An 18,565-nucleotide genomic window follows, 5' to 3' on the forward strand; every position below is an offset into this window, starting at 1 on the left:
GATCGCAATGTCTGAAGGTTTAGTACAGGCTGCGTATATTGTTGCAGCATTACTTTTCATTATGAGCTTGGCGGGACTTTCTAAACACGAAACTGCTAAAGCTGGTTGTTGGTTTGGGATTGTCGGGATGACAATCGCCCTAGTGGCAACGATTTTCGGGCCTCATTCTGAGGGAACATTCTGGATCATCATTGCGATGATTATCGGTGGTGTGATCGGTGTTCAACGTGCATTAAAAGTGGAAATGACGGAAATGCCGGAACTTGTGGCAATTCTGCACAGCTTTGTGGGCTTGGCCGCCGTGCTTGTGGGCTTTAATAGCTATGGTTTGCATGATATTCCAACCATGCCAAATGGTTTGGATGAAGTACAACAGGCAACATTCCTTGCAGAACAGGCTACGTTGACAACTATTCATAATGTAGAAGTATTCCTCGGTATCTTTATCGGGGCAGTCACTTTCACCGGTTCTGTGGTGGCATTCGGTAAACTCAGTGGCAAAATCAATTCAAAAGCCCTAATGTTACCTCATCGTCATAAATTAAATTTAGCAGCACTGGTGGTTTCTGCCTTATTAATGGTTGCTTTCTTGAACAGTCCGGAAAATATTTTCCCAGTGTTGTTAATGACCGTAATCGCACTCGCATTCGGCTGGCATTTAGTGGCATCTATCGGTGGTGCAGATATGCCGGTGGTGGTTTCTATGCTTAACTCCTATTCGGGGTGGGCAGCAGCAGCGGCAGGTTTTATGCTGAGCAATGACCTATTAATCGTAACCGGTGCATTGGTTGGTTCTTCCGGTGCGATTCTTTCTTACATTATGTGTAAAGCGATGAACCGCTCATTTATCAGCGTGATTGCCGGTGGTTTTGGTAATGATGTTCAAGTGTCTTCCGATGAAGAGCAAGGCGAGCATCGTGAAACTACCGCAGAGGAAGTGGCGGAATTATTGAAAAATGCAAGCTCTGTCATTATCACACCGGGATACGGTATGGCGGTGGCGCAGGCACAATATCCGGTGGCGGATATCACCGCAAAATTACGTGAACGTGGTGTGAATGTCCGTTTTGGTATTCACCCTGTTGCAGGTCGTTTACCGGGTCATATGAATGTGCTTTTGGCGGAAGCAAAAGTGCCTTATGATGTGGTGCTTGAAATGGATGAAATCAATGAAGATTTCGCAGATACCGATGTGGTATTGGTTATCGGGGCAAACGATACGGTAAACCCGGCGGCAATGGAAGATCCAAACAGCCCGATTGCAGGAATGCCGGTATTAGAAGTATGGAAAGCACAGAATGTCATCGTATTCAAACGCTCTATGGCAGTGGGATACGCCGGCGTGCAAAATCCATTATTCTTCAAAGAAAACACACAAATGCTCTTTGGTGATGCGAAAGATCGTGTTGAAGACATTTTGAAAGCGCTTTAAACCGCCTTTAAAAACGCAGTAAAAAATAACCGCACTTTGAGACTAAAGTGCGGTATTTTTTGCGTTAAATTTACCATCTCACAAAGCGTACACCACTATGCTGCAATAATAATTGCATCGGATCTTCATCTGTAGCGCTACTTTTTTCTCTCAGTTCAATTAATTTCATTCGTAAATGAGCTAATTCGTGAATCCGTTTGGCAATATCTTTAATGTGGCGATCGAGCAGTTTATTCATTTCTTCGGTACGTTGTTCAGGGTGATGTTCAAGCGCAATGAGGGTTTTGATCTCATTGAGGGATAAATCCAAACTTCGACAATGGCAAATAAAAGAAAGACGCTGAAGATGCTCTTCATTGTACTTGCGAAAATTGCCGGTGGTGCGTTGAGGGGGAGGCAGTAGCCCTTGTTTTTCATAAAAACGGATCGTTTCAACGGTACAATTTAAGGCTTTGGCGAGCTGACCTATTTTCATGATTTTCCTCAAAATTTTGCTTGACTCTGAAGTTACTTCATATTTTATCATTAGCCCCGTTTTTTTAATAATTAAATAAATGAGGAGACAAACAAATGCAATTCAAAAAACTTACAGTGGGATTAACCGCACTTTTCACACTATCTTTAGCAAATGCCCACAATATATGGCTTGAACCGACCTCATCACAAGGTGAATATGTGATGAAATTTGGTCACTCTGAAACGGAATCTTATCCTCAACATAAAATCCAATCTTTTCAAGTCTTAAATTCTCAAGGAAAATTAACTGCACTGGATTATCAATTTAAAGATGGCGAAGCGTATATTGAGCCAAAATCGGATATTGTCTTCATGGCGTTTAATAATGGTGTATGGTCAAAATTACCTAGTGGCAGATATGTAGAGAAAACCAAACGTGAAGAACCCTCCGCGGAATTTAGTACGAATCCATTGAAGTTGGGGAAAGCCATTTTAAAATGGGATGAACAATCTTTTAAAGCCCATGATGTGACTTATGAATTGATTCCACAGGCGAGAGCAGAGGCGGGAAAACCCCTTGCTATTCTTGTTTTACACAACGGTAAGCCGGTTCAAGGAATCAAAGTAGGCGTAGGTGAAGATGCTCCTTTTAATTTAACCAATGAAAAGGGGATTGCCGAATTTACGCCTGTGAAAGGTTACAACAAAGTCTGGGCGGAGTTTGAAGAAAATGTGGCGGATAATCCTGATTATGATCGCCGAACCATTGAATATATGCTGACCTTTGATGCCCAATAAATGGTCGATGCCGCAATGAAAATATTGTCTTTTTTTACCGCACTTTTTTTTGCATTGTATTTACCGAATGTGCAAGCCCATGCGCTTCATGTATTTGCTCAATATGACGGGCAAATCCTTTCCGGTAAATCTTACTATTCTGATCTGACACCGGCTGCGGAAACCTATTTAGAAGTGTTTCGTTCGGGAACGGAAGAACCTATTTTAAATGCTAAAACAGATACAAAAGGCGAGTTTCGCCTTGCTGTGCCGAATATGGCAGATTCGGTGTTAAAAGTCGTGGTTGAGGGGGAAGAAGGGCATCGAGCTTCCGTTGTTGCGGATCGTACATCGCCAGTCAATAATCAAACAGCGGATCTGATGTTACTACGGGCGGATATTGCCCAGCTAAAAGATAAAATTTATTGGCACGATATCTTAGGCGGCATTGGTTATATCGTAGGAATAGCCGGCTTGATTGCTTGGTTGAATGCCCGAAAAATGAAACAAGGATTCAAATAATGCATTTATCTGAAGGAGTGTTGCATCCCCCTATTTTATTGGCTGGAGCAGTGCTTGCCGCCGCGGGTGTGGCAATCGGGCTTCGTAAGTTAGAACATGAACGTTTACCACTTACCGCCTTGTTTGCTGCTGCCTTTTTCGTCGCAAGTACGATCCATATACCGGTAGGGATTGGCAGTGTACATTTGATCTTAAATGGTATGGCTGGTTTATTTCTAGGCTGGACGGTATTTCCGGCATTTCTTATCGCATTATTGTTACAAGTATTGTTCTTTTCCTTTGGCGGATTTGCCGTTTTAGGTGTGAATCTCTGTATTATGGCAATACCGGCTATGCTTGTTCATTATCTTTTTCACTCTTCCTTACGTCCTGAAATGAGCTTAAAGCGTTGTCTTTTAACCGGTATTGGTGCCGGGGTGATTGGTGTTGGTGGGGCAGCAGCTTTGGCTTCTTTGGCATTAGTGCTTGATGGTGGAAAACATTACATTGATCTTATTTGGTTACTGCTCGTTTCTCATCTTCCTGTATTTATTTTAGACAGTGTGATGAGTGTCGGCGTGATTTCTCTACTTTGTAAAATGTATCCGGATGCACTTAAATCTACGACACGAATTTCTTCATGAAAATTCATTCCCTATTTCAACCGCATTTTCGATTAATTTATCTCTTTATTTGGGGATTGATTATCAGTGGTTTGCAAGATCTTGCTTGGCTCATCACGCTAAATATTAGCGTGATGTTTGTTTCTGTCTTGCTCATTTCAGTGGGAAAACAACCCTTTTCCCTTTATTTTAGACGTTGGATCCATCTCTTACTTTTCATCGTTTTAATGTGGGTGACACTCAGTTGGCGAATCGGGGAAAATGGGATTGAATATTATCCTCAGGGAATCCGGATTGCGGAGATTCTTAGCCTTAGAACGAACCTTTTGTTGTTTTCTGTTTGGCTTTTTTTATGGAATATCAATGAAACCGTTTTGATACAGGCACTCGGTAAATTACCTTTACCTGAAAAATTAATTCAATTATTTGTGTTGACCGTGCGTTACATCACGCTTTTAGGTGAATTGCGACAAAAAATGGATCGAGCAATGCGTGCCAGAGGGTATCAACCGAAATTTAATGCCCGAACACTTTATGTTACGGCACAAAGTGTTGCATTATTATTAATTCATGCCTTGTTAAAAGCTGAAATGGCACAAATTGCACTGAAATGCCGTGGTTTTCAATGTGGAAAAAGGAAAGAAGATGCTGAGCGTTAAAAATCTTTATATTGAGCGTAATAATAAAAGGATTATTGAGGATTTAACTTTTCACCTTGAGGGGCAAACACGTTTATTTGTTCAAGGGGAGATTGGCACGGGAAAAACAACATTATTACTGGCATTGCTTGGTTTTGTGCCTATTTCAAAAGGTGAGATCAGGCTGTTTGATCAAATTTGTCAAAAAGAAAAAGATTTCGCGCCTTTCCGAGGTAGAGTAGGAATTTGTTTTCAAAATGCTGATGATCAACTTTTTGGGCCCACTGTATTAGACGATGTGGCGTTTGGTCCGCTAAACCAACAACATCCTCGTGAATATGCCTATCAACTTGCAGAGCAACAACTTGAACGTTTGGACATTGCTCATTTAAAGGATCGTACGGTGCATACCCTTTCCGGCGGGGAAAAAAACTTTACCGCACTCGCCGGTGTACTTGCTATGCAGCCTCAAATTTTATTATTGGATGAGCCCACCAATGGACTCGATCGTAAAAATATCGAAAAACTGACCGCACTTTTGCGTGAACTTGGGCTGCCTATGCTTATTTCTTCACATCATCAAGGGTTTATTGATGGATTAGCCGATGAAATTATCAGCCTGTGATGAGGAAAATGAAAAGTCTCCCGCTGTCAATATTCTTCTTGATCTACCAAAGAAATGGCTAGCCGGAAGCGCTTTCCTTCCGGCATAAATCCTTCAACACTTCTTAGTCAAGGAATTGAGACGTGTTTTGTTAGTGAATCCAGAAAAAATAGGTTAATCCACTAATAATGGCAATGCAGCATAGGTTTAAGATCATACCGACTTTTGCCATATCAATTTGTTTAATATGACCGGTACTAAAGACAATGGCATTAGGTGGTGTTGCAATTGGCAACATAAATGCACAACTTGCACCACAGGCGATAATCGCTGCAAGAGAAATTGGCGGTAAACCCATTGATTGAGCAACGGAAATGACAATAGGCATAATCAATGCGGCACTCGCTGTATTTGAGGTAAATTCCGTTAGGAAAATAATAAAAGTTGTCAGGGTGACACAAAGTATCCAAAGCGGTTTTGTTTGGACAAATTGAACGATGCTATCAGCCATAATTTTACTCGCACCGGAGTCTCGCATTACTACGCTAAGGGTTAATCCGCCACCAAATAAAATTAAGACGCCCCATTCAACCCGCTCTTGAATTTCTTTCCATTTTGCGGCGTTGGAAATGCAAATTAAAATGACCGCACTTAGTGCGACCACTGTATCAAAGTTTTCAATTTTATTTGGTAAAGCAAGGGTCGTTGATAGCCAAGGATTGATCAATGAGCCAAAGAGAAGCAATATCGCCATGACAGAAAAGATCATCAGCGTGATAAGATTCTTTGAAGTAAAAGGAACTCGCTCAATCGTTGGGGTAAAAGGAACGTTAAAATTCGGACGTAGTATTATCCACAGGGAAAATAACATTGATGGGAGTAATAGCAGCATAACCGGAAACCCATAGCCTAACCATTCGGTAAAGGTTACGGAAATTTGGGAAGCGAGAATGGCGTTGGGCGCGCTACCTACTAGAGTACCGATTCCACCGATATTTGCACTAAATGCCATGCCGAGTAGAACAAAAGCATATAGGCGATAATTATTATCAGAATGAATTCCTTTCAGCATACCTAGTGTTAATGGCAACATCATTGCGGCAACAGCCGTGTTATTAATCCACATGGAAAGAAATGTCGTGACACCAAATAAATAGGCAATAGCCAGTTTCAAATTTCCCTTGGCTAAACGGATAATATAGCCTGCAATGAGTTTATCTAGGGACTGAATTTGTAACACTGCCGCCATCACAAATCCACCAAAGAACATATAAATAATGGGCGTTGAGAAAGGGGCGAGTGCTTTTTGAGTATTGATAAGTCCTAATCCGATCGCTAATACTGGGACAATTAAGGATGTCACGGTGATATCAAAAGCTTCGGTTAACCAGAGAATCCCGATGAAAATTAATAATGCTAAGCCTCGATTTTCAGTGGGTGAGAAAGGAAGATAGCGAATTAAAAACAGCATCAAAAGAAAATCTATGGCGAGGATAATCGCGCTTTTATATTTTGATAAAAAAGAATATTGAGTTTTCATCGTTCTACTCCTTGTGTGTTTTTAATCAACAAACTTTTAACAAAATTCAAACAATGGGTCAATAGTCTCAAGCTGGTATGAGGTGTTGAGAGAACAGATATTTATAAAAACTCAGTAAAATTTAACCGCTCTTTGATAGAGATAAAAGCAGGATTCTAAAAAGTAGGGACACACTGCGTGTGTCCGCTTATAACATATTGAAATACGGACACACTGCGTGTGTCCGCTTATAACATATTGAAATACGGACACACGCAGTGTGTCCCTACCCAAAAATAGATTTGTGCAACTGCTACATGATACCGAATTTTATCTCGGTTTTATTTCACCTGATTAATTAGAAATTGAGTGAGTAAAAAAACCGGGCGACCGGTTGCGCCTTTATTCGCACCTTGTAACCATGCGGTACCGGCGATATCTAAATGTGCCCAACGATATTTTTTGGTGAAATTGGATAAGAATGCTCCCGCTGTGCTTGCACCGCCCCAACGTCCGCCAATATTGGCAAGATCGGCAAAGGGTGATTTTAGCTGTTCTTGGTATTCTTCACCTAATGGTAAGCGCCAAGCTTTATCTGTGGTTTGGTTTGCTGCATTGAGTAATTCGCTGACAAGGTTTTCATCTTCCGACATTAAGCCGCTGTTGTGTTGCCCGAGTGCGACAACGCATGCGCCGGTGAGGGTTGCTACATCAATGACAAGCTCAGGGTCAAAGCGTTCCACATAGGTAAGTGTATCACATAGCACAAGACGACCTTCCGCATCGGTATTTAACACTTCCACAGTTAAGCCGTTCATGGTGGTGAGAATATCGCCCGGACGATAGGCATTACCATCCGGTAGGTTTTCACAACCGGCAAGCACCCCAATCACATTGAGGGGTAAATTAAGCTCGGCAAGGGCTTTCATCGTCCCGAATACGGAAGCCGCTCCCCCCATATCATATTTCATTTCATCCATCTCTGTGGCAGGTTTTAAGGAAATACCACCGGCATCAAAGGTTAAGCCTTTGCCGACAAGCACAATCGGTTTGGTATTTTTATCTGCGGCGTTGTTAAAATGAAGAAGCGACATATAAGCTGGGTTTGATGAACCGCGGGAAACCGCAAGATAGGCTTTCATTCCTAAATCAGCCATCATTTGTTCATCAATGACTTCAAATGAAAGTGCGGTAGATTTTTCTGCTAAATTTTTCGCTTGATCTGCAAGATAAGCCGGGTTACATACGTTAGGCGGCATATTGGCAATATCTCGTGCTGCTTTCACGCCGCTTGCAATAGCTTGGGCATGCTTGATAGCCAATTGTGCCTGTTGGCAATCTGTGTTGAAAATGAGCGTTTCTAGGCTGATTGGTTTGGCTTTCTGAGATTTGAATTGATCGAATTGATAGTTGGTATGCTCAATGGTTTCAATTGCAAAACGGATGTTCCAGTAAAGATCACGGTTTTTGATTTCAACTTCTGTCAAATAGCAAACCGCTTCACGAATATAGGCATCTTTTAAGGCGTTTAACATATTTTGAATGAGCTGCTTATATTGGCGTTCGTTAAGTTCGCCTTTTTTTCCGCAACCAATAATGAGGACTCGTTTTTCTGTAATGCCATGGAGATCACGTAGCAATAAAGTTTGTCCTAATTTTCCGGTGAGTTCGCCGGATTTGACTAAACCGTTTAGATACCCTTGTGTTGCTTGATCTATTTCGTTAAAACTGGTTGAAAATTCATTGTTTTCATAAGCACCAATGATGATACATTCAAAGGTTTGAGAAAGTGCGATTGATTTTGCTTGATATTTCATTTGATTTCCTTTTTTGATTGTTTAAATCAGCGAAAATAAGGTATCATACGCGGTCGATTTTATCTAGTTTTCCCCTCAATTTTAACGATAAACAATACGATATAAGATGATTTTAACGCGATATTTAACGAAAGAAGTCTTCAAGAGCCAAGTGGCGATTTTATTCATTTTGCTGTTGATTTTTTTCTGTCAGCAACTTGTGCGCGTACTTGGTTCGGCAGCAAATGGTAATGTGCCGGCTGATTTGGTTTTTTCTTTACTTGGACTTGGAATGCCGACCATGGCGCAGCTAATGTTGCCATTGTGTTTGTTTATAGCCATTTTATTGACCTTTGGCCGTTTATATGCCGAGAGTGAAATCACGGTGATGAGGGCTTGTGGTATTGGACAGCGTATTCTCGTGCGTGTCGCCTTGATGCTTTCTTTAATCACTGCCGGATTAGCTGCATATAATGCGTTATGGCTTTCTCCTTGGGCAATTCAAAAACAAAGTACGCTAGTAGAAGAGGCAAAAGCTAACCCAACTATGGGGGCGCTTTCTTCCGGTCAATTTATGTCTACCAACAATAATAATTTCGTGCTATTTATTGACAGTATTAAAGGTAACCAAATTAATGATGTTTACCTGTTTCAAACTGCACCTAAAGGGCAGACAAAGCCTTCAGTTGTGACGGCTGAAAAAGGGGTGTTAAAATCCTTACCAAATGGTGATCAAGTTCTGAATTTACAAAATACACAACGTGTAGAGGGTACGGCAGCGCTACCTGATTTTCGTCTCACTCATTTTGATGAATATCAGGCTTATTTGGGCTATCAGGTGACAGAGAGTCAATCTGATGAAGCCGCTACATTTTCTTTTGAGGCACTAATAAATAAAAATGATCCTGCGGCAAAGGCAGAATTACATTGGCGAATCACCTTGATTTTAGCTGTACCATTAATGGCATTAATTGCTGTGCCGTTAAGCAGAGTGAATCCAAGACAAGGACGTTTTGCAAAAATTCTCCCGGCATTATTGCTCTATCTCATTTACTTCTTATTACAAAGTTCATTTAAATCGGCTGGTTCTGCCGGAAAGCTAGATGCCGCTATTTTAATGCCTCTTGTGAATATCCTGTTCTTGTTGCTTGGTGTCGTGTTGAATGGTTGGGATAGCACTGTAATGTATAAACTTCGCCATCTTCTTAGCCGAAAAGGGTAAAACAAATGATGAATACCTTAGACCGTTATATTGGTAAAAGCATTTTAGGGGCGATTTTTGCCACTTTGCTCACACTTGTTGGTTTATCTGCGATTATTAAATTTGTCGAGCAATTTCGTAGTGTAGGGAAAGGCTCTTATGATGTTTTGCAGGCAGTTGCATTTACCTTTTTAACCATACCGAAAGATGTAGAAACGTTTTTCCCGATGGCGGCATTATTGGGCGCGTTGATTGCGCTTGGTAATTTGGCTAGCCGTAGTGAATTGGTTGTGATGCAATCAGCCGGTTTCTCACGTTTTAAAATTGGATTAGCGGTGATGAAAACAGCCTTACCATTAGTGATTTTAACAATGGTAATGGGTGAATGGGGCATTCCACAAACGGAGCAATTTGCCCGTGATATGCGTACTCGTGCTATTTCCGGCGGTTCAATGCTTTCGGTAAAAAATGGTGTGTGGGCGAAAGATGGGCGTCATTTTATTTTTGTGCGTAGAGTTTCTGAGGATACAACATTAAACGATGTGTATATTTATACCTTTGATGACAATCGAAATCTCACCCAATTGAAACACGCAAATCAAGCGGCCTATTCTGCAGAAGAAAACAAATGGCAACTGCGCCAAGTGAGTGATTCAAAAATTCAAAAGGATGAAATTACGACAATGAACCGTTTAATTGAATCTTGGGAAACGAATTTGACACCGGATAAATTAGGCGCAGTTTCTTTACGACCAACCTCATTATCTATCAGTGGTTTATATGAATACATCGCATTCTTAAAAGAGACGGGACAAGATGTTCGCCGATTTGAACTGACCTTTTGGCGTAAAATTTTTCAGCCGGTTTCTGTCGGGGTGATGATGATGCTTGCGTTATCCTTTATTTTTGGCTCTTTGCGTAGCGTGACGGCAGGCGCAAGAATTGTAACGGGAATTTGTTTTGGTTTCTTGTTTTATGTGGTAAATGAGATTTTTGGGCAAATGAGCGTGGTTTATAATATGCCGGCTGTGCTTGGCGCATTAATCCCAAGTTTGTTATTTATTGCGATTATTTGGTGGCTGTTAAGTCGAAAAAGGGATTAGTTTCACAGTAGATAGAAAAGTGCGGTTAATTTCACAAGCGTTTTAAAGCTTATTTGAAATTAACCGCACTTTTGTTTTGGCAGATTAGCCCTCTTTAAAGGAAAGCATCATTTCTTCTGCTTTTTTCACCATTTCTTCTGAACCAACAAATAACGGTACGCGTTCGTGTAATTCTTTCGGTTCAATATCTAAAATTCGGCGATAGCCATCAGTGGCCAGACCACCGGCTTGTTCCGCTAAAAATGCCATTGGATTGCCTTCGTAAAGTAAACGCAATTTTCCTTTTGGATAGTTAGTGGCGCTAGGATAAATGTAAATCCCGCCTTTTAATAAATTGCGGTGAAAATCGGCAACAAGGGAACCGATATAGCGTGAAGCATAAGGACGTTGTGTCGCTTTATCCTCTTCTTGGCAATATTTAATATATTTTTTCACACCTAGTGGGAATTTGAGGTATTGCCCTTCGTTGATGGAATAAATACGCCCGTCTTTTGGCATTTTCATATTCTCATGGGATAAACAGAACGTGCCGATAGAAGGATCATAGGTGAATCCATTTACCCCGTTTCCGGTAGTGTAAACCAACATAGTTGAAGAACCATATACGATATAACCTGCTGCTACCTGTTTATTGCCCGGTTGAAGGAAATCTTCCATCGTTACCGGTGTACCAATAGGTGAAACACGGCGATAAATAGAGAAAATAGTCCCTACGGATACGTTCACATCAATATTTGATGAGCCATCAAGGGGATCGGTTAAAATCACATATTTCGCATTGCGACCCCGTTCTGTGTCAAAGGCGATAAAACTTTCCTCTTCTTCAGAGGCAAAACCCGCTACTTCCTCTCGAGCCATCAGCGCAGATTTCATGGTATTGTGAGCAAAAAGATCAAGCTTCATTTGGCTTTCTCCTTGCACATTTTCAAGGCCGGATTGACCTAAGATATTTGTTAACCCCGCTTTATTAATATCACGATGAATAATTTTAGCTAATAAACGGATAGACGATAAAATTCCACTTAATTCCCCTTTTGCATTTGGATATTCAGCTTGGCGTTCTACAATAAATTCACTTAATGTTTTCATAATATTTCCTTTTTATAATCATCGTGGAAATTATATGTCATTTAAAATTTTCCCAAAAAAGACAAATTTCAATAATGGGATCTCGATCACAAAAATTTTATATTTTTAAAATAGGTTAAACTTAGAGTGTGATAGCAATAAGTCATTATTGGTTGAGATGTTTTTCTAAATGAAGATCCACAATATCAACTAAATGTTTGAGGAAAGAAATATCTTGTCCATTGTGAAAACGCTGTACATCACGGGAGCGAAACAGTAAAAGTGCGGTGGGTTTATGGGTATCTTTTGTGCCAAGTAAACAGCAAGCCACAGAGCCAATGGGTAATTCTTCCGGTAAAAATATTAAAGACTTTTCTTTACCGCTTAAATCACCTAAATAAAATTGGCGTAAGCCGAAGCGTTCCAAGCGAATAATATCAAAGGCTTTACGATCAATCCAATTATATGAGGGAATATTTGCCGTTTTTTGCCAGCTATCGGTAAAGAGGAGAATTTTGGCTCCTTCTAATTCATAAGATTTTGCCCATTGATCTAATTTCTTTTCAATAGAAAGAAAATCTTGAGCCTGAAATAATTTCTTTTGGAGTGGAATTAATGCAAAGAAAATATCGGCCTCTTGGATCGCTAACTGGTGACATTTTTCAAGTTGTGAGGTGAGCGCGGTAATTTCTTGACGATATTGCATTAATTGAGCTTCGATGAGTGAAATCGCCCCTTTTTGTGAATGATGAAAAGTCAGATTTTTTAAGAGCGAGGGGTGTCGGGTAAAGAAATCAGGATGGTTTTCAAGGTAATGAATAATATCTTGTTCGTTCATAATGAGTGATTCAAAAACAGAAGAAAAAAAGACCGCACTTTTGAGTGCGGTCGAGAAATAAGAAGAAAATTATTCTGCAAAAGGGTCACGTAAAATCATGGTTTCGACACGATCCGGACCTGTTGAAAGAATATCCACTGGGACACCGGTCACTTCTTCAATACGTTTGATATAGTTTAGGCAGTTTTGTGGCAATTTATTGACATCGGTAATGCGGAAAGTATTTTCTTTCCAGCCTGGCATAGTTTCATAAATTGGTTCAACCCCTTCCCAATCTTTTGCCGCAAGTGGTGCGTATTCTACAATGTCTCCATTTGGCATTTTGTATGCTACGCAGATTTTGACTTCATCAAAACCATCTAACACATCAAGTTTTGTCATACAGAAACCGGAAATTGAATTAAGTTGGATTGCACGACGAATAGCGACCGCATCAAACCAACCACAACGACGGGCACGACCGGTTACTGCACCAAATTCATTTCCTTTGCGTGCAATTTCTGCGCCCACATCATCGAATAATTCAGTGGTGAAGGGGCCGCCACCCACTCGGGTACAGTAGGCTTTAATAATGCCTAATACGTAATCCAAATTACGAGGGCCGAAACCTGATCCGGTTGCAACCCCACCCGCAGTGGTATTTGAACTGGTGACGTATGGATAGGTGCCGTGGTCGATATCTAACATTGTACCTTGCGCACCTTCAAACAAGATGTTGTCACCATTTTTGCGTGCAGTATCTAAAATTGTGGTGATGTCTGCTACCATACCGGTGATAATATCGGCCACCGCCATTACTTCATCTAAGGTTTTTTGATAATCAACCGGCTCGACTTTATAGTAGTTCATGAATTGGAAATTATAGTATTCAAGAATATTTTTGAGTTTTTCAGCAAACGCTTCTTTATCAAATAAATCGCCGACCCGTAAACCACGTCGTGCAACTTTATCTTCATAAGCAGGGCCAATACCGCGACCGGTAGTACCAATTGCTTTTTTACCCAATGCTGCCTCACGAGCATGATCCATCGCAACGTGATATGGGAGGATTAAAGGACAAGCCTCGGAAATTAATAAACGCTCGCGGACATTGATACCACGGCTTTCAAGCTCGCCCATTTCTTGCATTAATGCGGCAGGTGAAAGTACCACGCCATTGCCGATAAGGCAGGTCACATTTTGGCGTAAAATACCGGATGGGATTAAACGTAAGACGGTTTTTTCACCATTAATAATCAGCGTGTGCCCCGCGTTATGACCGCCTTGATAGCGTACAACGTATTTTACGCGATCCGTTAATAAATCAACGATTTTACCCTTACCTTCATCGCCCCATTGAGCACCCAAGATAACGACACTTTTTCCCATAACTTCCACCTTTTAAATTTGGTTGATTGATCAAATGAATAGCCTGATATTTTTTATTCTTTTTGATTATCCTAAAAATTAAATTCTACACTTTAATTAAGGGATGAATATTAGTTTAGAACGAATCACGGCTCGCTATATTAAACTATTCTGCTATCACTTTCTAGCTTTGATGTGCCTTGAATTTGATGATAAATCAATGGTTTTTTCTTTTACGGCGGAACAAAAGATTGAATAATCCGAGCAATAAACCGATTCCGCCGCCGATGAATCCCCAGCTGTTTCGTCCCATTGCTTCGGGTGGTTGTGGGCTTTTAGTGAAATGAAAGCCGGTAAAATTTTCATCAAGCGGATTAACGGATTTCATCATATTGAGTTTACCTTGCCAATCTTGACGCTCTACGCTATTGCCATAAGGAATGTTACCCAAATTGAGTTCTGCGGCAGTTTTGACTTGAGTAAATAAATTTTTCCATTGAAGAATAAGTGTGTCATAGCGCTCTTTTTGAGTGATGATATTAATATGATTAAGCAGTGAAGACAGTAATTCCTGCGATTCTCTTGCTTCATCTAATGTCAGGGTGATTTTTCCGGTGTTATAACCAAGAGATTGGAAATGGGTATTTTTGATTAAATCATTTAATAGTTGGGTATTTTCAGTCACATCTTCACTGATTTTTTGCTTGTAATAGGTCGAATTTTCCCAAAACTGTTTTAGGTTGTCATAAGCAACCAATTGTTCGGTAAAATTTTGATAGATTAATTCGGGAATTTTATTTTCAATACTATCTTGTCCTTGCATCAGGTGATACATGGAGAAGAGCGAATAATAATTGCCTAGTTGAGATAAGGTAGGATAAGTGATTTCCGCTTCTGTTTTCCATTTGGGCTTTATCCAATAGCTTGATACATAGCCGATGACGCTAAAAAGTGCGGTTGAAATTATGAGTGTTTCTAACGTCTTTAAATATGACATTTTCCATTTCCTCTTCGTTTTTATTGAGATTTGATTCTAAGATTCTTTTCTACGTGGCTTACGGCTTAGAACAAAGGATAACAATATTGAAGTCACATTTTGATTCGTTCAAAAGTGACTTCATTATTTAAGTAAAGGGGATTATTCAAATAGCGATCTATGTAACGAACGAAGTACCTTATCGGCATGTTCACTTGGCACTAACATACAAATATTATTGGTGCTGGCGCCGTAGCTGATCATTCGGATATTATAATTTTCTAGTGTGTCAAAAATGCGTTTTGCCACACCGGCTGCAATGTGTAAATCATTGCCGATCAGTGCAACTAAGGATAAACCGGTATCCACTTTTACGGTGCAATATTGTCTTAGTTCTTCCAGTAATTCATTAGAAAGTAATTCTGTGCCGGACGATGTTGATCCTGTTTTATCCAAGGTTAATGCAATGCTGATTTCTGATGTGGTGATCGTATCCACTGAAATTTTATGTTTTGCCAAAATACCGAAAACATTTGCTAAAAAGCCTTGTGCATGCAGCATACTGAGGCTTGAAAGTGTTAACAGGGTTTGTTCTCGGCGTAATGCGATGGCTCGGAAAGTCGGGCGGGGTTGGGGATCGCGTGTTACCCAAGTTCCGCCATCATGTGGGGCTTTACTTGAGCCAACATAAACCGGAATATTGCTACGAACGGCTGGAAGTAAGGTTGCCGGATGGAGGACTTTAGCCCCGAAGGTTGCCATCTCCGCCGCTTCAGCGAAACTCATGGTATCAATGCGTTGTGCCGTTGGGACGATACGGGGATCTGTCGTGTAGATACCGGCAACATCCGTCCAAATTAAGACATCTTTTGCGTTAAGAACTTCCGCTAACAAGGCTGCGGAATAATCACTGCCACCACGTCCTAACGTGGTCGTTTTACCACCGGGTTCACGACCAATAAATCCTTGAGTAATGATTAATTCCCCGCGATCAATCATCGGTTTTAAAATATTGTTACTGTTGCTTTGGGTTTTTTCATCATCGGGAGCGGCTTTACCAAAATGAGTATTGGTTGCCACGATATTACGTACATCAAGCCAAGTTGCACCGGTGTTTTGTTCACGCAAAATTTCAATAAAAATTTGAGTTGACATCATCTCCCCGTGGCTGATTAATTCGTCAGTCAATGCAGCTGATGTGGCGAGACTTGCAGCTTCAGAAAGGTATTCGATATTTTCAAGATATTTTTCAATGATTGGGCGAACTCGGCTGTCATCTTTGAGTTCATTTAAAATATTTTCTTGAATGTGGCGGACTTCACCAATTAATCTTCTACGCTCCTCTGCTTCTACGCCGTTTGCGAGTTCTACCAAAAGATTGGTAACACCGGCAGAAGCGGAAAGCACCACAACGCGTGTATTGGGATCGGCAATAATGATTTTTGCACAAGCAGTCATTGCCGCATAGTTTGCAACGGAAGTACCACCAAATTTGGCGACGGATAAATGAGACATAACGAATTCTCCCTGTGAATAAAGATTTTAAGTATTGTGTTTGCAAGGTTATAGGAATAACGATTTAGCCAAAAATTGTCAAATAAATTCCGTAAAAAACGCTAAAAAGAGTTCATTCAAAAAATATAAATGAACTAGGGAATATTTAAAGATATTCATTGATTATTAGGGAGCGGAAGTGGTTCAGGATCGCCTAAAAAATAGGGTTGAACTCCAATTAGTAGATCAAAGATTGCTTTTATACGGGCAAAGGTTTCCCGAATTCTTGTACCAAAATAAATGTCGGGTTGCTTGGCGGTGAAGCAAATGGCGTCAATATCATAATATCTTGCGATGAACAGGGCACGTTCGCAATGAAATTTTTGGCTGATAATGGTATAGGGAGGAATCTGGAACACCTTATCGGCTCTGATGATGGAATCTAGTGTGCGGAAACCGGCAAAATCTTGAAAAAGCCTATCTTCAGAAATACCCATTTTACGTAAATCTCTGAACATATTACGTGGTTCATTGTATTGTAGTGTGCGGTTATCGCCACTAAGCAGAAGATAGCTGACCTTTTGATTTTCGATAAGGGTTTTGGCGGCGGCAAGGCGATTGGTGTAGTAATCGTTGGTTTTTCCCGTTGCCACATATTTTGATGTGCCGAGTACGACCCCATAGGGGCGGTAAGGCAGTCTATCGGCATTTTCAAATACTCGATCACGAACGGATAAACTGATTACTTGATCGATGACGAGGAAAATTAAAAGAAAGAAGGCACTTAAACCACATAGCCAGAGAATTATTTTTTTGTAATGAAAGCGATGCCAGAGGGAAAGTGCGGTCATTTTTAGTGTATTTTTTGAATCAATCATAGTAACTAACATAATGAAAACTGGGAGTTAGTTCAAGCTGAATTTTACGTTCTTTTCCTATGTGTTTATTTAGCCGTTTAGACGGCTAAAATTTCTTGACAAAGATAATAAGCTGTCGATAATTGAAAACATCTTTATCTTACGTAGTAGGTTTTCAATGTCAGTTCAGAATGTGGTGCTTTTTCAGGATAATCCGCTAGCACTTGTGTTAGGCGGTGAGATTTCGCCCATTAATGTGGCTTATCAAACTTATGGAACATTGAATGCCGATAAAAGTAACGTTGTATTAATTTGCCATGCCTTAACCGGTGATGCCGAACCTTATTTTCCTCATAAAGAGCAAACCGGTTGGTGGCAGAATTTTATGGGTGATGGGCTTGCCTTAGATACTTCTCGTTATTTCTTTATTTGTTCTAATGTCTTGGGGGGATGTAAAGGCACGAGTGGCCCTTCTTCCCTTAATCCTAAAACAGGTAAACCTTATGGTAGCCTCTTTCCGGCGATTACTGTGCAGGACATTGTGCATGTGCAAAAAGCATTAATTGATTATTTGGGCGTGACGCATTTGAAAGCCGTGATTGGTGGCTCTTTCGGGGGAATGCAAGCCACTCAATGGGGCATTGAATATCCGGATTTTGTCGATAATATCGTGAATCTTTGTTCTTCGCTTTTTTTCAGTGCCGAAGCCATCGGATTCAATCATGTTATGCGCCAAGCGGTGATGAACGATCCCAATTTTAATGGCGGAGATTATTATGATGGTACACCTCCCGACCAAGGTTTATCTATTGCTCGAATGTTAGGTATGTTGACTTATCGTACGGATTTACAGCTTGCTAAAGCTTTTGGGCGAGCAGCGAAATCGGAGGGGGATTTTTGGGGCGATTATTTCCAAGTGGAATCTTATCTGAGTTATCAAGGGAAAAAATTTCTTGAACGCTTTGATGCCAATAGCTATCTTCATCTATTGCGAGCATTGGATATGTATGACCCAAGTTTGGGTTATCTTGATGTAAAAACGGCACTTTCACGTATTAAAGCACATTATACTCTCGTTTCTGTTACGACGGATCAATTATTCAAATCTATAGACCTACATAAAAGCAAACAATTGTTAGAGCAAAGTCAGGTTGATTTGGATTTTCACGAGTTTCCATCAATTTACGGACATGATGCCTTTTTGGTTGATTATGATGGATTTGATAAATGGATTCGGGAAGGATTGGATAAAAAATAATAATTTTATAGCTGATTCAAAATGGACTGGATATAAAAAAGTGCGGTCATAAATTTTCTTGATTTTATGACCGCACT

18 protein-coding genes are annotated in these 18,565 nt (G+C 40.5%); 9 read left to right on the top strand and 9 right to left on the bottom strand.

The window, feature by feature from the left end; genetic code table 11:
• Positions 1-7: 7 nt before the first annotated feature.
• Complete coding sequence (gene pntB, locus BKK54_RS06175; protein ID WP_077542250.1) at positions 8-1,432, top strand: Re/Si-specific NAD(P)(+) transhydrogenase subunit beta; 1,425 nt, start codon at positions 8-10, stop codon at positions 1,430-1,432.
• 70 nt (positions 1,433-1,502) lie between these two features.
• On the opposite strand, the gene BKK54_RS06180 is transcribed toward pntB, so the two are convergent.
• Positions 1,503-1,907 (bottom strand): Cd(II)/Pb(II)-responsive transcriptional regulator, encoded by a 405-nt coding sequence (locus BKK54_RS06180; RefSeq protein WP_077542251.1) that lies wholly within the window; start codon positions 1,905-1,907, stop codon positions 1,503-1,505.
• Between the two features lie 95 nt (positions 1,908-2,002).
• Here BKK54_RS06180 and BKK54_RS06185 point away from each other — a divergent pair, with 95 nt between their 5' ends.
• Genes BKK54_RS06185 through BKK54_RS06205 form a run of 5 tightly spaced genes read left to right on the top strand, consistent with a single transcriptional unit; the run spans position 2,003 to position 5,052 of the window.
• Positions 2,003-2,686, top strand: a complete 684-nt coding sequence (locus tag BKK54_RS06185) for a DUF4198 domain-containing protein (protein ID WP_077542252.1) — start codon at positions 2,003-2,005, stop codon at positions 2,684-2,686.
• Between the two features lie 15 nt (positions 2,687-2,701).
• Entirely contained in the window at positions 2,702-3,187 is a 486-nt protein-coding gene (locus BKK54_RS06190) for a hypothetical protein (protein ID WP_077542287.1), read from the top strand.
• The gene (gene cbiM / locus BKK54_RS06195) at positions 3,187-3,810 is read left to right on the top strand and encodes a cobalt transporter CbiM (protein WP_077542253.1); all 624 of its coding nucleotides are present in this window, start codon (positions 3,187-3,189) and stop codon (positions 3,808-3,810) included. The genes BKK54_RS06190 and cbiM overlap by 1 nt, the downstream gene beginning before the upstream one ends.
• Positions 3,807-4,448: an energy-coupling factor transporter transmembrane component T family protein gene (locus tag BKK54_RS06200; RefSeq protein ID WP_077542254.1), complete on the top strand. Its 642-nt coding sequence runs from the start codon at positions 3,807-3,809 to the stop codon at positions 4,446-4,448. The genes cbiM and BKK54_RS06200 overlap by 4 nt, the downstream gene beginning before the upstream one ends.
• Positions 4,435-5,052, top strand: a complete 618-nt coding sequence (locus tag BKK54_RS06205; protein WP_077542255.1) for an energy-coupling factor ABC transporter ATP-binding protein — start codon at positions 4,435-4,437, stop codon at positions 5,050-5,052. Before BKK54_RS06200 ends, BKK54_RS06205 begins: the two co-directional genes overlap by 14 nt.
• A gap of 130 nt (positions 5,053-5,182) precedes the next feature.
• On the opposite strand, the gene BKK54_RS06210 is transcribed toward BKK54_RS06205, so the two are convergent.
• Together BKK54_RS06210 and BKK54_RS06215 are read right to left on the bottom strand one after the other, a co-directional pair.
• Positions 5,183-6,571 (bottom strand): SLC13 family permease, encoded by a 1,389-nt coding sequence (locus tag BKK54_RS06210; protein ID WP_077542256.1) that lies wholly within the window; start codon positions 6,569-6,571, stop codon positions 5,183-5,185.
• 320 nt (positions 6,572-6,891) lie between these two features.
• Positions 6,892-8,367, bottom strand: a complete 1,476-nt coding sequence (locus BKK54_RS06215) for a leucyl aminopeptidase (RefSeq protein ID WP_077542257.1) — start codon at positions 8,365-8,367, stop codon at positions 6,892-6,894.
• Positions 8,368-8,473: 106 nt separating this feature from the next.
• On the opposite strand from BKK54_RS06215, the gene lptF reads away from it, so the two are divergent.
• Both lptF and lptG read left to right on the top strand, forming a co-directional pair.
• Entirely contained in the window at positions 8,474-9,568 is a 1,095-nt protein-coding gene (lptF, locus tag BKK54_RS06220; RefSeq protein WP_077542258.1) for an LPS export ABC transporter permease LptF, read from the top strand.
• Positions 9,569-9,573: 5 nt separating this feature from the next.
• On the top strand, positions 9,574-10,650 hold the full coding sequence (lptG, locus tag BKK54_RS06225; RefSeq protein WP_077542259.1) for an LPS export ABC transporter permease LptG: 1,077 nt from the start codon (positions 9,574-9,576) through the stop codon (positions 10,648-10,650).
• A gap of 84 nt (positions 10,651-10,734) precedes the next feature.
• On the opposite strand, the gene fbp is transcribed toward lptG, so the two are convergent.
• The 6 genes from fbp to BKK54_RS06255 form a co-directional block, all read right to left on the bottom strand.
• Positions 10,735-11,739 carry a class 1 fructose-bisphosphatase gene (gene fbp / locus BKK54_RS06230; RefSeq protein ID WP_077542260.1) on the bottom strand — a complete coding sequence of 335 codons (1,005 nt, stop codon included), beginning with the start codon at positions 11,737-11,739 and terminating at the stop codon, positions 10,735-10,737.
• Between the two features lie 145 nt (positions 11,740-11,884).
• Complete coding sequence (locus BKK54_RS06235) at positions 11,885-12,556, bottom strand: DUF484 family protein (protein WP_077542261.1); 672 nt, start codon at positions 12,554-12,556, stop codon at positions 11,885-11,887.
• Between the two features lie 69 nt (positions 12,557-12,625).
• Positions 12,626-13,924: an adenylosuccinate synthase gene (purA, locus tag BKK54_RS06240; protein WP_077542262.1), complete on the bottom strand. Its 1,299-nt coding sequence runs from the start codon at positions 13,922-13,924 to the stop codon at positions 12,626-12,628.
• Between the two features lie 196 nt (positions 13,925-14,120).
• Positions 14,121-14,900: a hypothetical protein gene (locus BKK54_RS06245; protein WP_077542263.1), complete on the bottom strand. Its 780-nt coding sequence runs from the start codon at positions 14,898-14,900 to the stop codon at positions 14,121-14,123.
• 141 nt (positions 14,901-15,041) lie between these two features.
• Positions 15,042-16,394, bottom strand: a complete 1,353-nt coding sequence (gene lysC / locus BKK54_RS06250) for a lysine-sensitive aspartokinase 3 (protein WP_077542264.1) — start codon at positions 16,392-16,394, stop codon at positions 15,042-15,044.
• A gap of 155 nt (positions 16,395-16,549) precedes the next feature.
• The gene (locus BKK54_RS06255) at positions 16,550-17,251 is read right to left on the bottom strand and encodes a SanA/YdcF family protein (RefSeq protein ID WP_244153115.1); all 702 of its coding nucleotides are present in this window, start codon (positions 17,249-17,251) and stop codon (positions 16,550-16,552) included.
• A gap of 157 nt (positions 17,252-17,408) precedes the next feature.
• Between BKK54_RS06255 and metX the strand changes: the two genes are divergently transcribed.
• Positions 17,409-18,488 carry a homoserine O-acetyltransferase MetX gene (gene metX / locus BKK54_RS06260; protein WP_077542265.1) on the top strand — a complete coding sequence of 360 codons (1,080 nt, stop codon included), beginning with the start codon at positions 17,409-17,411 and terminating at the stop codon, positions 18,486-18,488.
• Positions 18,489-18,565 lie beyond the last annotated feature (77 nt).

Origin of the sequence: Rodentibacter genomosp. 1, from assembly GCF_001999285.1 — a bacterium.
In the GTDB taxonomy this organism is placed as follows: Bacteria; Pseudomonadota; Gammaproteobacteria; order Enterobacterales; family Pasteurellaceae; genus Rodentibacter.

Excerpts from the sequence above, each read along its gene's own strand:
- lysC (WP_077542264.1), bottom strand. The coding sequence starts at position 16,394 with ATGTCTCATTTATCCGTCGCCAAATTTGGTGGTACTTCCGTTGCAAAC.
- pntB (WP_077542250.1), top strand. The coding sequence starts at position 8 with ATGTCTGAAGGTTTAGTACAGGCTGCGTATATTGTTGCAGCATTACTT.
- metX (WP_077542265.1), top strand. The coding sequence starts at position 17,409 with ATGTCAGTTCAGAATGTGGTGCTTTTTCAGGATAATCCGCTAGCACTT.
- BKK54_RS06180 (WP_077542251.1), bottom strand. The coding sequence starts at position 1,907 with ATGAAAATAGGTCAGCTCGCCAAAGCCTTAAATTGTACCGTTGAAACG.
- BKK54_RS06235 (WP_077542261.1), bottom strand. The coding sequence starts at position 12,556 with ATGAACGAACAAGATATTATTCATTACCTTGAAAACCATCCTGATTTC.
- BKK54_RS06205 (WP_077542255.1), top strand. The coding sequence starts at position 4,435 with ATGCTGAGCGTTAAAAATCTTTATATTGAGCGTAATAATAAAAGGATT.
- BKK54_RS06190 (WP_077542287.1), top strand. The coding sequence starts at position 2,702 with ATGAAAATATTGTCTTTTTTTACCGCACTTTTTTTTGCATTGTATTTA.
- purA (WP_077542262.1), bottom strand. The coding sequence starts at position 13,924 with ATGGGAAAAAGTGTCGTTATCTTGGGTGCTCAATGGGGCGATGAAGGT.
- lptF (WP_077542258.1), top strand. The coding sequence starts at position 8,474 with ATGATTTTAACGCGATATTTAACGAAAGAAGTCTTCAAGAGCCAAGTG.
- BKK54_RS06200 (WP_077542254.1), top strand. The coding sequence starts at position 3,807 with ATGAAAATTCATTCCCTATTTCAACCGCATTTTCGATTAATTTATCTC.
- BKK54_RS06255 (WP_244153115.1), bottom strand. The coding sequence starts at position 17,251 with ATGATTGATTCAAAAAATACACTAAAAATGACCGCACTTTCCCTCTGG.
- cbiM (WP_077542253.1), top strand. The coding sequence starts at position 3,187 with ATGCATTTATCTGAAGGAGTGTTGCATCCCCCTATTTTATTGGCTGGA.
- lptG (WP_077542259.1), top strand. The coding sequence starts at position 9,574 with ATGATGAATACCTTAGACCGTTATATTGGTAAAAGCATTTTAGGGGCG.
- BKK54_RS06245 (WP_077542263.1), bottom strand. The coding sequence starts at position 14,900 with ATGTCATATTTAAAGACGTTAGAAACACTCATAATTTCAACCGCACTT.
- fbp (WP_077542260.1), bottom strand. The coding sequence starts at position 11,739 with ATGAAAACATTAAGTGAATTTATTGTAGAACGCCAAGCTGAATATCCA.
- BKK54_RS06185 (WP_077542252.1), top strand. The coding sequence starts at position 2,003 with ATGCAATTCAAAAAACTTACAGTGGGATTAACCGCACTTTTCACACTA.
- BKK54_RS06215 (WP_077542257.1), bottom strand. The coding sequence starts at position 8,367 with ATGAAATATCAAGCAAAATCAATCGCACTTTCTCAAACCTTTGAATGT.
- BKK54_RS06210 (WP_077542256.1), bottom strand. The coding sequence starts at position 6,571 with ATGAAAACTCAATATTCTTTTTTATCAAAATATAAAAGCGCGATTATC.